The following is a 16,494-nucleotide window of genomic DNA, read 5'->3' on the forward strand; positions in this document are numbered from 1 at the left end:
CGCGCGACGGCAGCGCTATCGGAGCAGAACCCGATCGACGTGCGCGACGGCTGCAGCCGCGCCGGTTGTCTGCAGGCGCTCCAAGCGGACAATGGCGGGTCCTCCGCTCTCAGTGCCGCTCTTCATGGATGCCTTCACCCTCATGCGTTCGTTCCGCCGCATCGTCGAGCTCGGCGGGCTGGCCAAGGCGGCCGAGGATCTCGGCGTCTCGCCGGCCGGGCTGAGCAAGCAGTTGCGCACGCTCGAAGCGCATCTGGGCGCGGTGTTGATCCAGCGCACCACGCGGCGCATGAGTCTGACCGAGACCGGCCAGGCTTACTTCCGCGAATGCGTGCGGCTGCTCGACGAGCTCGATGCGCTGGAGGCCTCGGTGCGCCAGCAATCGCAACAGGTCGGCGGGCGCCTGCGGGTCAACGCGCCGGTGTCGTTCGCCTTGAGCACGCTGTCGCCCCTGGTGGCGGAGTTCCTGCTGCGTTATCCGGCGTTGAGCCTGGACCTGACCCTGGAGGATCGATTGCTGGACGCGGTCGGCGAAGGCTTCGACGTGTCGATCCGGTTGCGCGCGCAGTTGCAGGATTCATCGCTGATCGCGCGCCAACTCGGTTCGGTCCGCCAGATGCTGTGCGCGGCGCCGTCCTACCTGGCTCGGCATCCGCCGCTGGCGTCGCCCGACGAACTGCAGCGGCATTCGCTGCTGCATTACAGCCTGGCCGAGCCGCCGGGGTTGTGGCCCTTGCATGGGCCGCAGGGGCCGGTGTCGGTGCAATGGCCGGCGCGGGCGACGGTCGGCAACAGCCTGGTGTTGCGCGATCTGCTGGTCGCCGGCCTCGGCATAGGCGCCTTGCCGTCGTTCCTGGCGGCGCCGGCGTTGGCCAGCGGCGCCTTGGTCGAGGTTTTGCCCGAGTACCGGTTCGCGCCGCGCCAGGTGTTCGCGGTGTACCCGACCTCGCGCCACCTGCAGCCGAAGGTGCGGGCCTTCGTCGACTTTCTCGCCGAACGCCTGCCGGCCGCGCTCGCCGCGCATTCCTGAGCCGCAGCGAAAACTGTCGCAACGCCGCGGCGCTGTTTCCGCCGCGGCGGCTTGCGCATCCTGGCGCCTGTTCCGAATCGTCCCACGCTCGCCGAGCGCCGGCGCTTCGGCGCTTCCCCTTCATGCGTCGGCCGCGTTGCCGGCGCGCCTCAGGAGTCGAAATGAAACTGCGTAGCCTATTGCCGCGCCTGGGCCTGTTGGCCCTCGGCGCGATCGCCGCCTTGTCCGTCCATGCCGCCGAAGGCGTCGGCACCAGCCCGTGGGGGGCCGCCGACGAGATCGGCCGGCTCAACCTGATCACGCCCGAGTCGCGCGCGGCGATCCTGTCGCGCGTCGACGGCCGCAAGGCCTATGACCTGGCCACCGACTACTACATCGGCATGCCGAGCTGGCAGGCCGCGGGCGACCCGCACTACCAGTTCTGGATGACCCACACCCCGCGCGGCACCGTGGTCGACGACCCGATGGCCGTGGGCCGCGAGATGAACCACAGGGTCAGTTACACCGGCGCTGCGTTCTCGATGTACAGCCACAGCGGCACCCACATCGACGCGCTCAACCACTTCGGCCTGGACGGCAAGATCTGGAACGGCTTCCGCGCCGACGAGCATCTGGGCGATCGCGGCTGGAAGAAGACCGGCATCGAGAAATTCCCGCCCTTGATCGCGCGCGGCGTGCTGCTCGACGTGGCCGCGGCGCAAGGGCTGCCGATGCTGCCGGAGAACTACCGCATCACCCGCCAGGACCTGCAGAACACGCTGGCCAAGCAGAAGGTCCGCCTGCAGCGCGGCGACATCGTGTTGATCCGCACCGGGCGCATGCAGCGCTTCGGCGACGCGAGCGGCTACATGGCCAACCCGCCCGGACTGGGCCTGGATGCGGCCAAGTTTCTGGTCGAGGACGGCGGAGCGATGATCGTCGGCGCCGACAACCTCAGCCTGGAGACGTTTCCTTCCGAGGTCGCCGGCGACTACATCCCGGTGCATACCTATATGTTGGCCCAGCACGGCGTGCCGATCATGGAGCTGGTCGCGCTGGAGGAGCTGTCGCGCGATAAGGTCTACGAGTTCGCCTTCATCGGCGGGCCGCTGAAGATCCGCGGCGGCGATGCCGCGCCGCTGCGGCCGATCGCCTTGCCGCTGCGCTGAGGGCTCAGTGAGCGACGGCCGGCTCGTCCAGCAACAGCGCGAGCCGGTCGAGTCCGAGTTCGGTGCCGCGGATGCGTTCCTCGCGGTCCTGGTAGCCGTCGAGGAACACCACTTGTTCGGTGAAGCGCATGCGCGTGCCGGCGCCGCCGGCTTCGAACTCGACCGTCGCCAGCGAGATCGACAGGTGGCGTTCGCCGACGTGCATGTCGTAGGCATAGACGATGCGCTGGTCGGGCACGACATCGAAGAAACGCGCCTGGAACAAATGTACGGTGCCGGCCGGCGTGACGACGCGGTTGAGTTCGTTGCCGCCCGGGCGGAAGTCGAGTTCGTAGCCGGTGTTGGCCATGTCGTCGTGGCAGACGAACCAGCGGCGTTTGGCTTGCGGGTCGGACCAGGCGCGGAAAGTCCGTGCCGGCGACGCCGGGAATTCGCGTTCGATGACGAACTGGGTATGGATGGTCGAGCGTGGGTTCATCGCAAATCTCCTGAGCCGGATTCGTCTTCGAGCAAATAGCGGGCGAGGGCGTCGAACTGACGGTTCAACTGCGCCTTGCGCGCGGCGACCCAGGCTTCGACGTCGGCCAGCGCATCGGGTGCGATGCGATAGGTGCGAACGCGCCCGACTTTTTCCGACACCACGATGCCGCCGGATTCGAGCACCGCGAGGTGCTTGACCACCGACGGCAGCGCCATCGCCAGTGGGCGTGCGAGTTCCGACACCGAAGCCGGGCCTTCGCTGAGGCGATCGACCATGCCGCGCCGGCTGGCGTCGGCGAGGGCATGGAACATGCGGTCGAGCCGCGTCGGGTCGACGGCAGGCCTGGGGTTCATGGCGCATCACCTTGCAGGAAGCGTGCAGGCATCGCATCCACGAACGGAAACATAGGGAAGTAAGGGCGCGCCTCTGCGATGGTGCGCTGGACCGACGGCCGCGCCATCAGTCGCTCGAAATACGCGGCGAGGTGGGTGTGGCCCGGCGGAAACGGCGCGACGATGCCCGCATAGAACAGGGCCGGCGATGCCGCGCAATCGGCCAGGCTGAAGTCCTCGCCGCAGGCCCACGTCCGCTCGCGCATGCGCTGTTCGAGCATGTCGTACGCGTTCGCCAGCGTGGCCTGGGCTTCGGCTACGCCGTAGGGATCGCGCGAAGCTGGCGGACGGATGCGGTCGACGACGATCTTCTGCACCGGCACCTGCACGTACAGATCGAAGAAGCGGTCCCACAGCCGCACGTCGAGGCGTTCGTCCTGGCCGGGCGGCAGCAGCGGCCGCGCGCCGGGATAGTGCTGATCCAGGTATTCGATGATGACCGTGGTTTCCGGCACCGTGCGGTCGAGCGCCTCATCGCGCAGCACCGGCATCTTGCCGACCGGCCACAGCTCGCAGAACCCGGCCCTGGCGTCGGGGGTGCCGAGGTCGACCAGATGGGTCTCGAAGGCCGTGCCGTTCTCATACAAGGCGATCAGCACCTTGTGGCAGAACGACGCGAGGGGATGCTGATACAGGGTCAGGGACATGGCGGTTTCCTGGGCGTTGCCTGGGCTTGATCGTGGTTGGGGCTTGGGTGGTCGGCTCGGGGACGCCCTCACCCCAACCCTCTCCTGCAAGCGGAGAGGGCCCCCGGGCTACGAGTATGGTTTCTCTATTGGCTAAGTATTAACCTGAATGTTCGGCCTTGGCAAGAATTGTTTCCAAGATGGCTTAGTGTTGGGCGGCTTTGACCTCACGAAGACGCCTTAGGGCCGGCCGACAATTGCCCATCGGCGAATGGAAGGACCCACCGATGGATCTCATCGCAGAAGGCGGTTCCAAGCCGTCGAAGGCGTGCGCAAACGCAACAGGGCGTGTCGCGACGCTTTGCGCTGCGGCAATCGCCGTTGCCGGCTGCGGTCCGTTCGATTCACGCCTGGAGTGGGAGTCCGGTGCGTATGCGGTGTTGTGGATCGACGAGCCTTCGAACAGCAAGCTGTCGTACCGGGTTCATCCAGACACGTCGGTTTCGGTCGTCGACGCCTGCGTATCGGCGATCGCCGACAGTGCGCAATTCATCGGGGCGAGACAGCAGCCAAGTGCGCAAGATGCCGGCGAACGTTATTTCGTCGTACGCAAACAGGAGTTCGCGAGTGGCGTCTATCCGACGCCGAGCGTAGCCGGGCCGTTGTCAGCTGCCGAGTACGACGCGCTTGTGTCCAGACTGAAGTTGCCTGCGCTGGAGTCGGTAGGCAGCCCGGGCGCGTGCGATCCGAAGGGTGCAACTGGCCCGCGGTAGCACCGTATCGAAACCGGCGATCACGCACTCGCAGTGCGCCCGGGACTGGCTGCCGGCGATGTTCGATTCAACGAAACGTTGCATCGAAACCGTTGCGTAGAGTGCTAGTTCCCAACGTTCGCCGCTTTCCCCACCGCCGCCATCGCCCGCGACCCCGCCAGGATGATCCGCACCATCGTGCTCATCTGTTCGATGAGTTCGTGGTCTTTCTCGCGCGGCATGTCCATCGCGGTGGCGCCCATGGCGAACACCAGGCGAGTGATCGAGCGTGCGACCAGGGCCGGTTCGTGCAGGGTGATCTTGTCGATCGCGGCCAGGCGGATCAGGTCGACGCGCAGTTCTTCCTCGAAGAACGACAGCTCGCGGTCGACCGCGCGCTTGAAGGCGTCCGAGCCGACCGTGCCCTCGCGCAACAACACATGCAGCAATTTGTCGTCGGCGCGTAACTGTTCCATGAAAGCCTCGATGGAACTGCGCACGATGCTGCGCCGGGTCGCGGCGCGGTGGCGCGCCTCGCCGACGATCTTGCGCAGCGACTGGCCGGCCAAGTCGATCAGGGCCACGGCGAGTTCGTCGGTGTCGCGGAACTGGCGGTAGAAGCTGTTCGGCGCGATGCCGGCCTCGCGGGCGACCTCGCGTAGGCTCAGGCTCGACACGCTGCGGTGCGGCCCGATGAGTTTGAGCGCGGCGGCGATCAGGTCCTCGCGCGAAATCGTCGCCTTGCGGCCCGGATGCGAATCGACATCTATGTCTGAATGGAGGCGTTGGCTCACGGGGCTGGCACCAGGACGATGGCGAACATGATACTCCCGGCACGGAATTAATATACGGTTGTGCACACATCTGTGCTCATATGTGTATAGTGCCGCCATGAACGCTGCTCTTCGTCCCTCCCGCGCCCGCCCGCACAGTCGCCTCAAGCGCCTGATCGCGCCGCTGGTGGCGCCGCAAGTCTTTGATTTCTGGGCCTCCCGCTTCCATCCGACCTGGAGCTGGGAGCGCCCGCTGGCGCGCATCGTCGCCCGCGAGCCGGCTTCGGCCGACGCGGTGACCCTGCTGCTGGCGCCGAACCGGCACTGGGCCGGCTGCCGGCCCGGCCAGCATTTGATGATCGGTGCGCGCATCGACGGCGCCCTGGTCTCGCGCAGCTACAGCGCGGCGCAGGCGCATCGCGCCGACGGCCGCATCGCGATCACGGTCAAGGCGATCGAAGGCGGCAAGCTCAGCCGTTACCTGCACGACCACGCGCAGGTCGGCGACGTCCTCGAAATCGGCGCCGCCTTCGGCGAGATGACCTTGCCCGAGCGCGTCGACGGCGCATGGTTGTTCCTCGCCGCCGGCAGCGGCATCACCCCCTTGATGTCGATGGTGCGCGAGCTGGCGGCGAAGGGCATGCCGGCCGAACTGACCGTGCTGTATTGGGCGCGCCGTCGCGAAGAGCTGTGTTTCGTCGACGAGTTGCGCGCGATTGCTGCAGCGCATCCCGGCTTCCGCGTGCGCTTCTTGCTGACCCGGCAGGAGCCGCTGCATGCGGACGAAGCCGCGGGCCGCATCGATGCAGCCTTGTTGTCCGGATTCGTACCCGATCTGGCCTCGCGCCAGGTCTATGCCTGCGGCCCCGGCGGTTTCGTCGACAGCGCACGCGCGCTGTCGCAGACCCAGGCGCGCTCGTTCGCCGCCGAAGCCTTTACCCCGCCGCCGCGCACGCTCGACGAAAGCGGCACCGTCCAAGTCACCCTGGCGCGCAGCGGCCGCACCCTGCAACTGCCGCGCGGCCAATCGCTGCTGACCGCGCTCGAAGCCGAAGGCCTCAAGCTCGCGTCCGGCTGCCGCATGGGCCTGTGCAACACCTGCTCCTGCGGCAAGAGCTCAGGCAGCACCCGTCATCTGCATACCGGCGACGTCCAAGACGAGCCGGTTTCCGCGCTGCGCTTGTGCGTGAACAGCGCCGACAGCGACCTCGTCCTCGATCTGTGATCCGTCCATGACCCGTACTTTCCGCAATCGCGCGCTGACCCCGCAGGAACTCGACCGCTTCGGCGAAGAGCTCGACGCGCTGCGCGCGCGCACCGTCGCCCAGATCGGCGGCGTCGACGCCGCCTACATCCGCCGCGTCGTCGCCTCGGTGCGCTACACCGGCCTGCTCGGCCGCCTGCTGCTCTACGTCGGTGCCCTGGGCCTGGCGCTCGGCGGCGCGTTCGTGACCTGGATGATGGTGCCGGCGTGGATCCTCGGCACCTTGCTGCTGGGCCTGTCGAAAATCCTCGAGAACATGGAAGTCGGCCACAACGTCATGCACGGCCAGTACGACTGGATGCGCGACCCGCACCTGGACGGCAAGACCTACGAGTGGGACATCGTCGCCACCGGCGACAACTGGCGCAGGACCCACAACTACCAGCACCACACCTGGACCAACGTGCGCGGCATGGACGACGACATCGGCTACGGCCTGCTGCGTCTGTTCCCCGAGCAACGCTGGCGGCCGTTCTATCTCGTCCAACCGTTCATCGCCGTGGTGTTCGCGCTGCTGTTCGAGTGGGGCGTGGCGATACAGGATCTGCGCCTGGGCCGCTGGCTGACCGGCAAGACCAAGCACAAGGCGATGTGGCGCAAGTTCGTGCCGGTCGGCCGCAAGATGGGCAAGCAGATGCTCAAGGACTACGTGTTGTTTCCGCTGCTGGCCGGCCCGTTCTTCCTGCCGGTGCTGCTCGGCAACGTGGTCGCCAACGTCATGCGCAACCTGTGGACCTATACGGTGATCTTCTGCGGGCATTTCACCCACGACGCGGAAGTGTTCCCGAAGGAATCGGTGCGCAACGAATCGCGCGGCCATTGGTATCTGCGCCAGCTGCGCGGTTCCTCGAACCTCAGCGGCGGCAAGTGGATGGACCTGATGACCGGCAACCTCAGCCATCAGATCGAGCACCATTTCTATCCCGACATCCCGGCCTGGCGCTACGCCGCGATCGCGGTGGAAGTGCGCGATATCTGCGGCCGTTACGGCCAGCATTACGACACCGGCTCGCTGCCGCGCCAGTTCGGCGAAGTGGTCTGGCGCATCCTGCGCCACGCCTGGCCGAGCCGCCCGCGCGGCCGCAGATCGCTGGTGCGGGCCGAAGCGCAGGCTTGAGGCTGCGGCTGTCGGTCGACGCGGGTTTGTTTGCTGCGGCCATGGCCGCGGGAACCGCAACGACAGCAACAGCAACGACAGCAACAGCAACAGCAACAGCAAATCCCCCGCGCCCGCTGTGCGGTCGCCGCCCCCTTCTAAAAGGGGGCTACGGCATGAGCGCGGTGAGTGGGTCGGTGCGCTTGCTGCCTGGCCTGGCCACCGCGCCCTTTAGGGCCTGCTGCCACCGAGGTCGATTCCTCACGGCCACGCGATCCACCGAGGTCGCCCCCCCCTTTGAAAAAGGCGGGCAGGGGGATTTGCTCTGCACTCCGAAACAGCGGCAACGGCGCTGCCGCCGTTGCCGCCAATCCATCCATCGCATCAAGCCGCGCGCTTCAACCCGGCTGCCGCTTCCAGGCCGATCTCGCCCTCGAAACCGCCGCTGCTCGTTGCCGGGCGTTGGTCTTCGATGGCATGGGCGAAGATCACCGCCGGGTCGGCTTCGAGCTTGTCGTACAGGCGCTGCAGGTTGGGGTAGTCACTGCGGTCGACGACGGCGTGGTACTTGGTCCAGCGCGCGATGCCGATGAAGTAGGCGTCGGCCAAGGTGCGCTGTTCGCCGAGCAGCCAGGGCTTGTCGCCCAGCATCTTTTCCAGTTCGGCATGCGCGCGCTCGACCTTGGCGCGGCCGTACTCGGTCAGCGCGGCCTTGGTGGCCGGGTCTACTTCGTGTTCCAGCACATGCCACAGCGAGCTGAAGGCATTGAAGAAAGTGGTGTTGAGGAAGGCGAGCATACGGTTGAGCTCGTCGAACTCGCGGCTGCCCTGCTCGAAGGCGATGCCGCTGGCGACGGCGCGGGCGCCGATGTGGTTGAGGATCGCCATGCTCTCGACGACCACGTCGCCGTTCGCGCTCATCAGCGAGGGCGTCTCGCCGACCGGGTTGATCGCGCGGTAGGCGTCGGTGTGGATCATCTCGGGCATTTCGACGCGGACCAGGCGATAAGGCAGGCCGGACCATTCGAGGGCGACGATGGAGCCGAACGAGCAGCCGGACGGAACGCCGTAATAAAGGATCGGGGACATGAGTTTCTCCAGTGAGGGGTGGGCCCGTCTTGCGGGTGAGCTCACTGTATTGATGTGGACTTTGGCTGTGTAGTCGGTCAAAAGTGGACGCAAAGTCTATATATGTGTACTTTGCCGGCATGCTGAATCTCAACGATCTGGTCCTGTTCGCCGCCGCGGTCGAGCACGGCGGCTTTGCCGCGGCCTCGCGCCGGCTCGGTGTGCCCAAGTCGACGGTCAGCAAGCGCGTCGCCGCGCTTGAAGACGAACTCGGCGTGCGCCTGATCCATCGCACTTCGCGCAGCTTCACCCTCACCGAAACCGGCCGCGCGTTTCACGAGCATGCGCATGCGGCCTTGATCGAGACCGAAGCGGCGGAAGAGGTCGTGCGCAGCCGCGTCGCCGAGCCCAGCGGCAAGGTGCGCATCACCGCCGGCGTGCCGACCGCGCAAGACTATCTGGCGCCGCATTTGCCCGCGCTCGCACGCGCCTATCCGCGCCTGCACGTGCAGCTCGACGTCACCGACCGTTTCGTCGACCTGGTGCAAGAGGGTTACGACATCGCCGTGCGCAGTCACTTCGCGCCCTTGCCGGACTCGGGCCTGATCCAGCGCCAGGCCCTGGTCGAATCGATCGTGTTGGTCGCCGCGCCGTCGTATCTGGCCGAGCGCGGTTGGCCTGCGACGCCGCAGGAATTGGTTGCCCACGATGCGCTGTCGACCGGGCAGTCGTCGGCCACGATGTGGAATCTGTCGAATGGCGACGGCGACAGCGTCCAGGTCGCGCCGATCGCGCGCATGACCGCGAACGAGAGCCGGGTGCTGTCGACCGCGGCGGTGGCCGGGCTCGGCATCACCTGTTTGCCGGAGCGGATGTGCCGCGCCGAGATCGACAGCGGTCGGCTGGTGCGGGTGCTGCCGGAGTGGATCGCCGGGCGCGTCACCACGACCTTGGTGATGCCGCATCGGCGCGGGCAACTGCCCGGGGTGCGGGCGACGGTCGAGTTCCTGATCGATTGCCTGAAAGTTTGATCGATCCCGCATCGGCGGCGTCAGTCGCGAAGCGCGGCGTCGCCTTCGCTGATCACCAACAGCACCCGGCTGTCGCCATCGAGCGCATGGGCCGCGCGCAGCGTGGGGTCGGCCGAGGCGCGCAACAGGCCGGCGAGTCCCGCGGCACCGGATGCGGTGCTGTCCGGGCCGCCGGCCTCGAGCAGGGCAGCGACGGCATCGCGCAACATCGCCTCGTCGACGCTCAAACCGCGTGCACCGTGACGCAGCAACACCGCCAGTGCCGGCGCGGAGGCGAGCCCGCACGACAGCATCTCGGCGGCGGTGTGCAGGTCGCCATCGACAGCCACCGGCATGCCGGCTTCCAATGCACGTGTCACGCATGCGGCCGAGTCGGGTTCGACGACCACGATGCGGACCGAGGCACGCAACTGTGTCTGCAGGCCGTCGGCCATTGCCGCGGCCAAACCGCCGACGCCGGCCTGGACGAAGGCGTGGCTCGGCGGCCCGCCGGCGTGGTCGGGCCACTGCCCGGCGAGCTCGCGCGTCAGCAGGCCGTAACCGTGCATGACGTCGGCGACGACGGCGTCGTCGGCATCGCCACTGGTATCGGCGATCAACACGCCCTCGCCACGCCCGGCTGCGGTTGCCGCGAAGAGCACGGCATCGTCATAGCTGCCGTCTACGCGGACGACCTCGCCGCCGAGCGCTTCGATGCGCGCGGCGCGGCGTTCGTCCACTGCGGTGGGCAGATAGATCCTGGCGCGGGCACCGACGCGTTGCGCGGCCGCGGCGACGGCGAGGCCGTGATTGCCGTCGCTCGCGCATATCAATTTCATCGGCGCGGGGGCCTGCCGGCAGTGCCGCTGCAAGGCATCCAGCGATTCGGCGCCGGTAGCGCGGGCGAGCGCGCGCAAGCCGGCGGTCATGCCGCCGAGCGACTTGAAGTTGCCGAGCGGGCGTTCGTTCTCGGCCTTGGCGAAAACATGGGCGACGCCGCAGCGGCGCGCGAGCGCCGGCAGTTCCAGCAAGCGGGTCGGGTGGTAGTCCGGCCACAGTTGCGCCGGGTCGATCAGCCAGGGGGTGGTCATGGCGCCAGTGTGGCGGCGGCCGCGCGAGCGTGCGCCGCGAATCGGGGCGATGTTTGCGGCTAAACCGCGCATGCGCATCGGTGCGCGGCGAAAACGGGCGCGTCGGCGCTCAGCCGGGGCGTGCCTTCATTCCTCGTCGTCGAGCGCGACCGGAATCGTCAGGCCGCGCTTGACCAGGCTCAAGGCGACATTGGTGGTGAAACGCTTGATGTTGGGGTTCTCGCCGACCATGCGGATCATCAGCGCGTCGTAGCTTTCGGTGTCGGGTGCGGTCACCACCAGCACGAAATCGGCCTCGCCGGTGACGTAGAAGACCTGCTGCACCTGTTCCTCGCCAGCCAGCCAACGACGCAGCTGCGCCAATAGTTCCGGGCGCTCGCGTTCGACCTGCAAGGCGACGATGAAGAAAGTCGGTTTGCCGACTTGCCTGGGGTCGACCACCGCCGCCTGGCGCACGATCACGCCCTGCTCGCGCATGCGCCGCAGGCGGCGCTGGATCGCCGACGGCGACAGCGCGACCTGTTCGGCGAGTTGCTCGGCGGTCTGGCCGGCGTCCTCCTGGACCAGGTTGAGCAATTGGCGGTCGAAGCGGTCGAGTTTCATGGTCCGGGCATCCTAGTGGGCGAGTCCGCCGAAAAACCGCAAGCGGCAGTGGCCGATCGCGGCGAAAGCGCGCGGCCGCGCCGCTAGCATTTTCGCCTCATCCCGAGGCGACGTCATGGATTTCCCGAAGCTGCAGCTGTTCGTCGATCGTATCTGGCCGGCCGAGATCCTGCCGGCCTTGTGCGAGTACATCGCGATTCCCTGCGAGTCGCCGGCATTCGACCCCGGCTGGGACGCGAACGGCCATATGCAGCGCGCGGTCGAGTTGATGACGGGCTGGGCGCGCGAGCGCCTGCGCGAGGTGGCGGGCGCGAGCGTGGAAGCGCTGCGCCTGCCCGGGCGTACGCCGCTGATCTTCATCGACCTGCCGGCGGTCGGCAGCGCCGGCGCGCCGGTGTTGATCTACGGCCATCTCGACAAACAGCCGCCGATGGCGGGCTGGGCGATGGGCCGCAGCGCCTGGGCGCCGAGCCTCGAAGGCGATCGCCTGTATGGCCGCGGCGGCGCCGACGACGGCTATGCGATGTTCGCGGCGATCGCCGCCGTGCTCGGTTTGCGCGAGCAAGGGCTGGCGCATCCGCGCTGCATGATCCTGATCGAAGCCAGCGAGGAATCCAGCAGCATCGATCTGCCGGCGTACATCGAGCATCTCGCGCCGCGCCTGGGCGTACCGGGGCTGATCGTCGCTTTGGACGCAGGCTGCGGCAACTACGAGCAGTTGTGGACGACGACTTCCTTGCGCGGCCAGGTCGCCGGCACCCTGAGCGTGCGCGTGCTCGACGACGGCGTGCATTCCGGCGACGCCTCCGGCATCGTGCCGTCGAGTTTCCGCATTGCACGGCATTTGTTGTCGCGGCTCGAAGACGCCGACAGCGGCGAGGTCATCGCTGAGTTCCAGGCCGAGATTCCGCCGGCGCGCCGTGCCCAGGCCGAGACCGCGGCGGCGGCCTTGGGCGAGGGACTGGTCGAGGGCTTTCCGTTCCATCGCGACACCCGGGCGGTCAGCGAGTTGCCAGCCGAACTCGCTCTCAACCGTGCCTGGCGCGCGCAACTGGCGATCACCGGTCTTGATGGCCTGCCGGCCGTGGCCCAGGCCGCGGCGGTGATGCAGCCGTTCACCGCGCTCAAGCTCAGCCTGCGTCTGCCGCCGACGTTGGATCCGGTGGCTGCAGGACGACGCCTGACAACCTTGCTGGAAGCCGACCCGCCGTATCGCAGCGAGGTCTCGTTCGCGATCGATTTCACCAGCCCGGGCTGGCATGCGCCCGCGGTCTCGCCCTGGCTCGAAGCCAGCCTGGAGCGCGCCTCGCAACTTGCCTTCGGCCGGCCCAGCGCCCTGATCGGCGGTGGCGGCGGCATTCCGTTCCTGGCCATGCTGGGCGAGCGTTACCCGCAGGTGCAGTTCGTCGTCACCGGCGTGCTCGGGCCGCAATCCAACGCACACGGACCCAACGAATTCCTGCACCTGCCGAGCGCGCGCCGCATCACCGCGGTGGTGGCGCAACTGCTGCACGATGCCGGTGAGCCGCGCTAACCGCCAGCTTGCGCAGCGTTTGCGGCGTAACGGCGCCAAGCCGATCCGTGCACGTTGTCTTTCGTGCACGCTGTCTTTCACTCACCTCGTCATCCCGTAAAGGCCCCCGTATGCAACTGCTCTATCAGACTCACTCGCCGTACGCGCGCAAGGCCCTCGTGTTCGCATACGAAGCCGGCCTGGCCGGGCGCATCGAGGTCGTGCACCACGAGACCAGCCCGACCCTGCGCAACGAAGCGGTGTATGCGCAGAACCCGCTCGGCAAAGTACCGGTGCTGATCCGCGCCGGCGAGCCGGCGATCTTCGATTCCGACATCATCTGCGCCTATCTCGACACCCTGCACGAGGGCCGGCCGCTGATTCCCGCGCAGGGCGAGGCGCGCTGGCATGCGCTGCGCTTGCAGGCGGTCGCGCAGGGCCTGGCCGATGCCGGCATCAAGGTGCGCTGGGAAACCGTGCGCCGTCCGCAAGCTTTGCGCTACCCGGCCTTGCGCGACGGCTATACCGGAAAACTGATCGAGAGCTACGACTGGCTGGAACAGGAGCTGGACGTCGATGCGCCGGTCCACGTCGGCCACATCGCCGTCGCCACCGCGCTGAGCTGGCTCGAATTCCGCGAGTTGCCGGACTTCCGCGAGGGACGCCCGCGTCTGGTCGCCTGGTTCGATGCGTTCGAGCAGCGCGCCTCGATGCGCGCCACGCCTTTGTCCGGCGAAACCCACGACTGAGCACCAGCCGCCATTGCGAAGCACGGTGGCCTGCGCTGCGCCGCGACTGCGTTCGATCAGGTAGGCGCGGCGGTCGTCGCGCCGGACAGGGGAATGCGGATGCAGGCGGCCGGACAGGTCCGCCGAGACATCGCGCAATGCCGTGCCGGGCGCCCGCCCTGCGCAGGTTCTTTCCTGCCGACCCGGCCGCAGCATCGCGGCGTCCGACCAGGAGTGGAATCGTGCACAAGATCTTCGGCGGCCTGATTTCGGTGATCCTGCTCGGCGTCTACGTCCACCTCATCACCGTGGCGGTGGAGGTGGTGAACTGCGGCGGCGCCCCCAACTGCACGGTGTTCAACGACGGCATGGCCCAGGCCTTTTCGGTGATCGGCGGCCTGGTGTCGGCGCTGGTCATCGCCGAGCTCGCGATCGCCAAGCCGGGCGAGGCGCCCGGGGCCCGCGTGCTCGATTCCGGCGCTTCGGTCGGCGCGGTGCGCACGGTCACCATCGTCTCGGTGGCGTTCGTGCTGGTGTGGATCGGCGCGGGGCTGACCGCCTTCATGGTCGGGCTGTACCACCCGAAGGGGCTGCCGGTGCTGACCACCCACGGCCAGGCCTGGCTCGGTCTGGCGGTGTCGGCGGCCTATGCCTATTTCGGACTTTCGCCCGGCGGCCGTTGAGCGTCGCCGCCGGAGTCGGACGACAGGGCGCCGTCAGTCGCGCGGTTGCGTATGCGACAGCGCCCGTTCCGGCGGCCCGAACAACTGTCCGACCACACCGCGCAGACCGCGCGCGCGCCAGGCGTCGCCGAACATCGCGATCCATTCGTGGAACGTCAGCCGGATCGGGTTGTGCCCGCGCACCTGACCGACGATGCCGTACTCGCAGGGCACGTCCGCGTCTTCTTCGGTGTAGGTGCCGAACAGCTTGTCCCAGACGATCAGCACACCGGCGTAATTGCGGTCGATGTACTGCGGGTTGCGCGCATGGTGGACGCGGTGATGCGAGGGCGTGTTGAAGATCTTCTCGAACCAGCCGAGCTTGCCGACCGCCTGGGTGTGGACGAAGAACTGGAAGCCCAGGTTGATCGCGACCACCGCGACGATATGGCGGGGCTCGAAACCGATCCAGGCCAAGGGCAGCCAGAACAGCCACATGCCCGAAATCGGATAGGTCAGGCTTTGCCGGAACGCAGTCGACAGGTTCAGCCGTTCGGAAGAATGGTGGGTGACGTGCGAGGCCCACAGCCAGCGCACGCGATGGCTGCTGCGGTGGAACCAGTAATAGAAAAAATCCTGGGCGACGAACAAGCCGGCGATGGTCCACCACGATGCCGGCGGCAGTTCGAACAGGCGGTGGGCGTAGACGGCGTAATACAGGCCGATCACCAGCAGCCAGGCGATGGCGTCGCTGGCCTGGTGCATCAGCACCAGCGCCGCGTTCGAGAGGGTATCGCGCAGGCTGTATTGCTCCGGCCGGCGCTTGCGCCAGTACCAGGCCTCGACGCCGATCAGCAGCAGGAAGACCGGCGCCATCGCCAGCAGTATCCACTCTTGCATCAATCGCGCTCCCGTCGCCAGGCGGCTTCCAGGGCCTCGGCCATGCGTTCCAGGCATTGCCGCATCGCCACCTGCATGAAGCCGCGCAGCAAGGGCCAGGCGAACGGCCAGGCCAGGGCGTTGGTCAGCTCGAAGTCGTAGCGCCAAAGCACCCGCGTGGAGGTCGGCGTGCCTGGCGAGCGCTCGATCGATTCGGCGGCGAAGGTCCAGTCGGCGTGGCCTTCGCGCGCGAGCCAGGCCAGCGGCCCGCGGAACCCGCTCAAGGTATAGGCGTGTCGGCGCGGCGGATCGAATACGGTGATGCGCTCCATCAGGCGCGAGCCGTCCTGGTTCTCGAGCGTGCGCATGCTGCCGACCGCGGGCGGCGCCAGCGGAGTGATGCGGCGCAGGCCGGGAATCGGGCCGTAGCCTCCGAACAGGGCCGGGAAGCGCTCAGGGTCCAGGGCCAAGGCGAATACCGCCTCGGGCGTGGCGGAGATGCTGCGTTCGGCGAGTAGGGAGACGCGCATTCAGCGAGTCTAGAAGGTCGCGCGCGACGAATCCATACGCCGGCGCAGGTTCTGCGTGGACGGTCGCGATTCCCTGCCGGCCGGGGCCGGGATCCAGTTTGCCGGTTATCGACTCGCGCTCAGCGCAGCCATTCCTCGACCAGCGGCGGCACCACCGCGGTCGCCGTGCCTTGCAGGAAGCGATAGCCGCGCGGCACCTCCTGCAGCTCGGGCGAGACGAAGCAGCGCTCGGCCGAGAACGGGGCATACGCGACCAGGCCGGCGGCCGGGTAGACGCTCAACGAGGTGCCGATCGCCAGCACCTTGGCCGCGGTCGAGAAATGCGCCTCGGCCTCGTCCATGTGGCGTACGGCCTCGCCGAACCAGACCACGTCGGGGCGCAACTGGCTGCCGCGTTCGCACAGGTCGCCGAGTTCGATCAGCGGGCGCTTCAGCGGATAGATCCGTTCCGGCGCGACGGTATTGCGCGCCTTGAGAATTTCGCCGTGCACGTGGATCACCGCCGACGAACCGGCGCGTTCGTGCAGATCGTCGATGTTCTGGGTGATCACCACGACCTCGTACTTCTCTTCGAGCCGGGCGATGGCCAAGTGGGCGGCGTTCGGCCGCGCCGCGAGTACGCCCTTGCGGCGCTCGTTGTAGAAGCGCAGCACGGTGGCCGGATCGCGTTGCCAGGCCTGCGGCGAGGCGACGTCTTCGAGGCGGTACTCGTGCCAGAGCCCGCCCATGTCGCGGAAGGTCTTGAGCCCGCTCTCGGCGCTGACGCCGGCGCCGGTGAAGACGACGATCTTGTCTTTCACGACGGTGTCCGCTCGGTCGACACGATGAATCCGTTGCGATGTACCCGA

The 16,494-nt window shown here is 67.7% G+C and carries 19 protein-coding genes; 9 read left to right on the forward strand and 10 right to left on the reverse strand.

Annotated features, from left to right (window positions below):
* Positions 1-124: 124 nt before the first annotated feature.
* On the forward strand, positions 125-1,030 hold the full coding sequence (locus ACKN61_RS04355) for a LysR family transcriptional regulator (protein WP_408952467.1): 906 nt from the start codon (positions 125-127) through the stop codon (positions 1,028-1,030).
* A gap of 161 nt (positions 1,031-1,191) precedes the next feature.
* Positions 1,192-2,178 carry a cyclase family protein gene (locus ACKN61_RS04360; protein WP_408952468.1) on the forward strand — a complete coding sequence of 329 codons (987 nt, stop codon included), beginning with the start codon at positions 1,192-1,194 and terminating at the stop codon, positions 2,176-2,178.
* Between the two features lie 4 nt (positions 2,179-2,182).
* On the opposite strand, the gene ACKN61_RS04365 is transcribed toward ACKN61_RS04360, so the two are convergent.
* Genes ACKN61_RS04365 through ACKN61_RS04375 form a run of 3 tightly spaced genes read right to left on the reverse strand, consistent with a single transcriptional unit; the run spans position 2,183 to position 3,698 of the window.
* Positions 2,183-2,656, reverse strand: a complete 474-nt coding sequence (locus tag ACKN61_RS04365) for an SRPBCC family protein (RefSeq protein ID WP_408952469.1) — start codon at positions 2,654-2,656, stop codon at positions 2,183-2,185.
* Positions 2,653-3,012, reverse strand: coding sequence for an ArsR/SmtB family transcription factor (locus ACKN61_RS04370; RefSeq protein WP_408952470.1), 360 nt, complete (start codon positions 3,010-3,012; stop codon positions 2,653-2,655). Before ACKN61_RS04370 ends, ACKN61_RS04365 begins: the two co-directional genes overlap by 4 nt.
* Positions 3,009-3,698 (reverse strand): glutathione S-transferase family protein, encoded by a 690-nt coding sequence (locus ACKN61_RS04375; RefSeq protein WP_408952471.1) that lies wholly within the window; start codon positions 3,696-3,698, stop codon positions 3,009-3,011. Before ACKN61_RS04375 ends, ACKN61_RS04370 begins: the two co-directional genes overlap by 4 nt.
* Before the next feature lie 266 nt (positions 3,699-3,964).
* Here ACKN61_RS04375 and ACKN61_RS04380 point away from each other — a divergent pair, with 266 nt between their 5' ends.
* Positions 3,965-4,450: a hypothetical protein gene (locus tag ACKN61_RS04380; protein ID WP_408952472.1), complete on the forward strand. Its 486-nt coding sequence runs from the start codon at positions 3,965-3,967 to the stop codon at positions 4,448-4,450.
* Between the two features lie 104 nt (positions 4,451-4,554).
* Here the strand turns inward: ACKN61_RS04380 and fabR are convergent, their stop codons facing one another.
* Entirely contained in the window at positions 4,555-5,223 is a 669-nt protein-coding gene (gene fabR / locus ACKN61_RS04385; protein WP_408952473.1) for an HTH-type transcriptional repressor FabR, read from the reverse strand.
* Positions 5,224-5,320: 97 nt separating this feature from the next.
* Between fabR and ACKN61_RS04390 the strand changes: the two genes are divergently transcribed.
* Entirely contained in the window at positions 5,321-6,427 is a 1,107-nt protein-coding gene (locus tag ACKN61_RS04390; protein WP_408952474.1) for a ferredoxin reductase, read from the forward strand.
* 7 nt (positions 6,428-6,434) lie between these two features.
* The gene (locus ACKN61_RS04395; protein ID WP_408952475.1) at positions 6,435-7,583 is read left to right on the forward strand and encodes a fatty acid desaturase family protein; all 1,149 of its coding nucleotides are present in this window, start codon (positions 6,435-6,437) and stop codon (positions 7,581-7,583) included.
* Positions 7,584-7,946: 363 nt separating this feature from the next.
* On the opposite strand, the gene ACKN61_RS04400 is transcribed toward ACKN61_RS04395, so the two are convergent.
* Positions 7,947-8,651, reverse strand: a complete 705-nt coding sequence (locus ACKN61_RS04400; protein ID WP_408952476.1) for a glutathione S-transferase family protein — start codon at positions 8,649-8,651, stop codon at positions 7,947-7,949.
* A 119-nt stretch (positions 8,652-8,770) separates the two neighbouring features.
* Between ACKN61_RS04400 and ACKN61_RS04405 the strand changes: the two genes are divergently transcribed.
* Positions 8,771-9,661 (forward strand): LysR substrate-binding domain-containing protein, encoded by an 891-nt coding sequence (locus ACKN61_RS04405; protein WP_408952477.1) that lies wholly within the window; start codon positions 8,771-8,773, stop codon positions 9,659-9,661.
* A gap of 20 nt (positions 9,662-9,681) precedes the next feature.
* On the opposite strand, the gene ACKN61_RS04410 is transcribed toward ACKN61_RS04405, so the two are convergent.
* Positions 9,682-10,731: a pyridoxal-phosphate dependent enzyme gene (locus ACKN61_RS04410; RefSeq protein WP_408952478.1), complete on the reverse strand. Its 1,050-nt coding sequence runs from the start codon at positions 10,729-10,731 to the stop codon at positions 9,682-9,684.
* A 126-nt stretch (positions 10,732-10,857) separates the two neighbouring features.
* On the reverse strand, positions 10,858-11,334 hold the full coding sequence (locus ACKN61_RS04415) for an Lrp/AsnC family transcriptional regulator (RefSeq protein ID WP_408952479.1): 477 nt from the start codon (positions 11,332-11,334) through the stop codon (positions 10,858-10,860).
* 115 nt (positions 11,335-11,449) lie between these two features.
* On the opposite strand from ACKN61_RS04415, the gene ACKN61_RS04420 reads away from it, so the two are divergent.
* The 3 genes from ACKN61_RS04420 to ACKN61_RS04430 all read left to right on the forward strand — a co-directional run bounded on the left by ACKN61_RS04420 (position 11,450) and on the right by ACKN61_RS04430 (position 14,258).
* Positions 11,450-12,868, forward strand: a complete 1,419-nt coding sequence (locus tag ACKN61_RS04420) for a M20/M25/M40 family metallo-hydrolase (RefSeq protein WP_408952480.1) — start codon at positions 11,450-11,452, stop codon at positions 12,866-12,868.
* A gap of 110 nt (positions 12,869-12,978) precedes the next feature.
* Positions 12,979-13,596 carry a glutathione S-transferase family protein gene (locus ACKN61_RS04425; RefSeq protein ID WP_408952481.1) on the forward strand — a complete coding sequence of 206 codons (618 nt, stop codon included), beginning with the start codon at positions 12,979-12,981 and terminating at the stop codon, positions 13,594-13,596.
* Between the two features lie 221 nt (positions 13,597-13,817).
* Positions 13,818-14,258 (forward strand): hypothetical protein, encoded by a 441-nt coding sequence (locus ACKN61_RS04430; RefSeq protein WP_408952482.1) that lies wholly within the window; start codon positions 13,818-13,820, stop codon positions 14,256-14,258.
* A 33-nt stretch (positions 14,259-14,291) separates the two neighbouring features.
* On the opposite strand, the gene ACKN61_RS04435 is transcribed toward ACKN61_RS04430, so the two are convergent.
* The 3 genes from ACKN61_RS04435 to ACKN61_RS04445 form a co-directional block, all read right to left on the reverse strand.
* Positions 14,292-15,137, reverse strand: coding sequence for a sterol desaturase family protein (locus tag ACKN61_RS04435; protein ID WP_408952483.1), 846 nt, complete (start codon positions 15,135-15,137; stop codon positions 14,292-14,294).
* Positions 15,137-15,646 (reverse strand): SRPBCC family protein, encoded by a 510-nt coding sequence (locus tag ACKN61_RS04440; RefSeq protein WP_408952484.1) that lies wholly within the window; start codon positions 15,644-15,646, stop codon positions 15,137-15,139. Before ACKN61_RS04440 ends, ACKN61_RS04435 begins: the two co-directional genes overlap by 1 nt.
* 119 nt (positions 15,647-15,765) lie before the next feature.
* Entirely contained in the window at positions 15,766-16,446 is a 681-nt protein-coding gene (locus ACKN61_RS04445) for an SIR2 family NAD-dependent protein deacylase (RefSeq protein WP_408952485.1), read from the reverse strand.
* Positions 16,447-16,494 lie beyond the last annotated feature (48 nt).

The sequence above is a fragment of the Lysobacter sp. Hz25 genome (assembly GCF_046097045.1).
In the GTDB taxonomy this organism is placed as follows: Bacteria; Pseudomonadota; Gammaproteobacteria; order Xanthomonadales; family Xanthomonadaceae; genus Lysobacter; species Lysobacter antibioticus_B.

Excerpts from the sequence above, each read along its gene's own strand:
- ACKN61_RS04355 (WP_408952467.1), top strand. The coding sequence starts at position 125 with ATGGATGCCTTCACCCTCATGCGTTCGTTCCGCCGCATCGTCGAGCTC.
- ACKN61_RS04360 (WP_408952468.1), top strand. The coding sequence starts at position 1,192 with ATGAAACTGCGTAGCCTATTGCCGCGCCTGGGCCTGTTGGCCCTCGGC.
- ACKN61_RS04365 (WP_408952469.1), bottom strand. The coding sequence starts at position 2,656 with ATGAACCCACGCTCGACCATCCATACCCAGTTCGTCATCGAACGCGAA.
- ACKN61_RS04370 (WP_408952470.1), bottom strand. The coding sequence starts at position 3,012 with ATGAACCCCAGGCCTGCCGTCGACCCGACGCGGCTCGACCGCATGTTC.
- ACKN61_RS04375 (WP_408952471.1), bottom strand. The coding sequence starts at position 3,698 with ATGTCCCTGACCCTGTATCAGCATCCCCTCGCGTCGTTCTGCCACAAG.
- ACKN61_RS04380 (WP_408952472.1), top strand. The coding sequence starts at position 3,965 with ATGGATCTCATCGCAGAAGGCGGTTCCAAGCCGTCGAAGGCGTGCGCA.
- ACKN61_RS04390 (WP_408952474.1), top strand. The coding sequence starts at position 5,321 with ATGAACGCTGCTCTTCGTCCCTCCCGCGCCCGCCCGCACAGTCGCCTC.
- ACKN61_RS04395 (WP_408952475.1), top strand. The coding sequence starts at position 6,435 with ATGACCCGTACTTTCCGCAATCGCGCGCTGACCCCGCAGGAACTCGAC.
- ACKN61_RS04400 (WP_408952476.1), bottom strand. The coding sequence starts at position 8,651 with ATGTCCCCGATCCTTTATTACGGCGTTCCGTCCGGCTGCTCGTTCGGC.
- ACKN61_RS04405 (WP_408952477.1), top strand. The coding sequence starts at position 8,771 with ATGCTGAATCTCAACGATCTGGTCCTGTTCGCCGCCGCGGTCGAGCAC.
- ACKN61_RS04410 (WP_408952478.1), bottom strand. The coding sequence starts at position 10,731 with ATGACCACCCCCTGGCTGATCGACCCGGCGCAACTGTGGCCGGACTAC.
- ACKN61_RS04415 (WP_408952479.1), bottom strand. The coding sequence starts at position 11,334 with ATGAAACTCGACCGCTTCGACCGCCAATTGCTCAACCTGGTCCAGGAG.
- ACKN61_RS04420 (WP_408952480.1), top strand. The coding sequence starts at position 11,450 with ATGGATTTCCCGAAGCTGCAGCTGTTCGTCGATCGTATCTGGCCGGCC.
- ACKN61_RS04425 (WP_408952481.1), top strand. The coding sequence starts at position 12,979 with ATGCAACTGCTCTATCAGACTCACTCGCCGTACGCGCGCAAGGCCCTC.
- ACKN61_RS04435 (WP_408952483.1), bottom strand. The coding sequence starts at position 15,137 with ATGCAAGAGTGGATACTGCTGGCGATGGCGCCGGTCTTCCTGCTGCTG.
- ACKN61_RS04440 (WP_408952484.1), bottom strand. The coding sequence starts at position 15,646 with ATGCGCGTCTCCCTACTCGCCGAACGCAGCATCTCCGCCACGCCCGAG.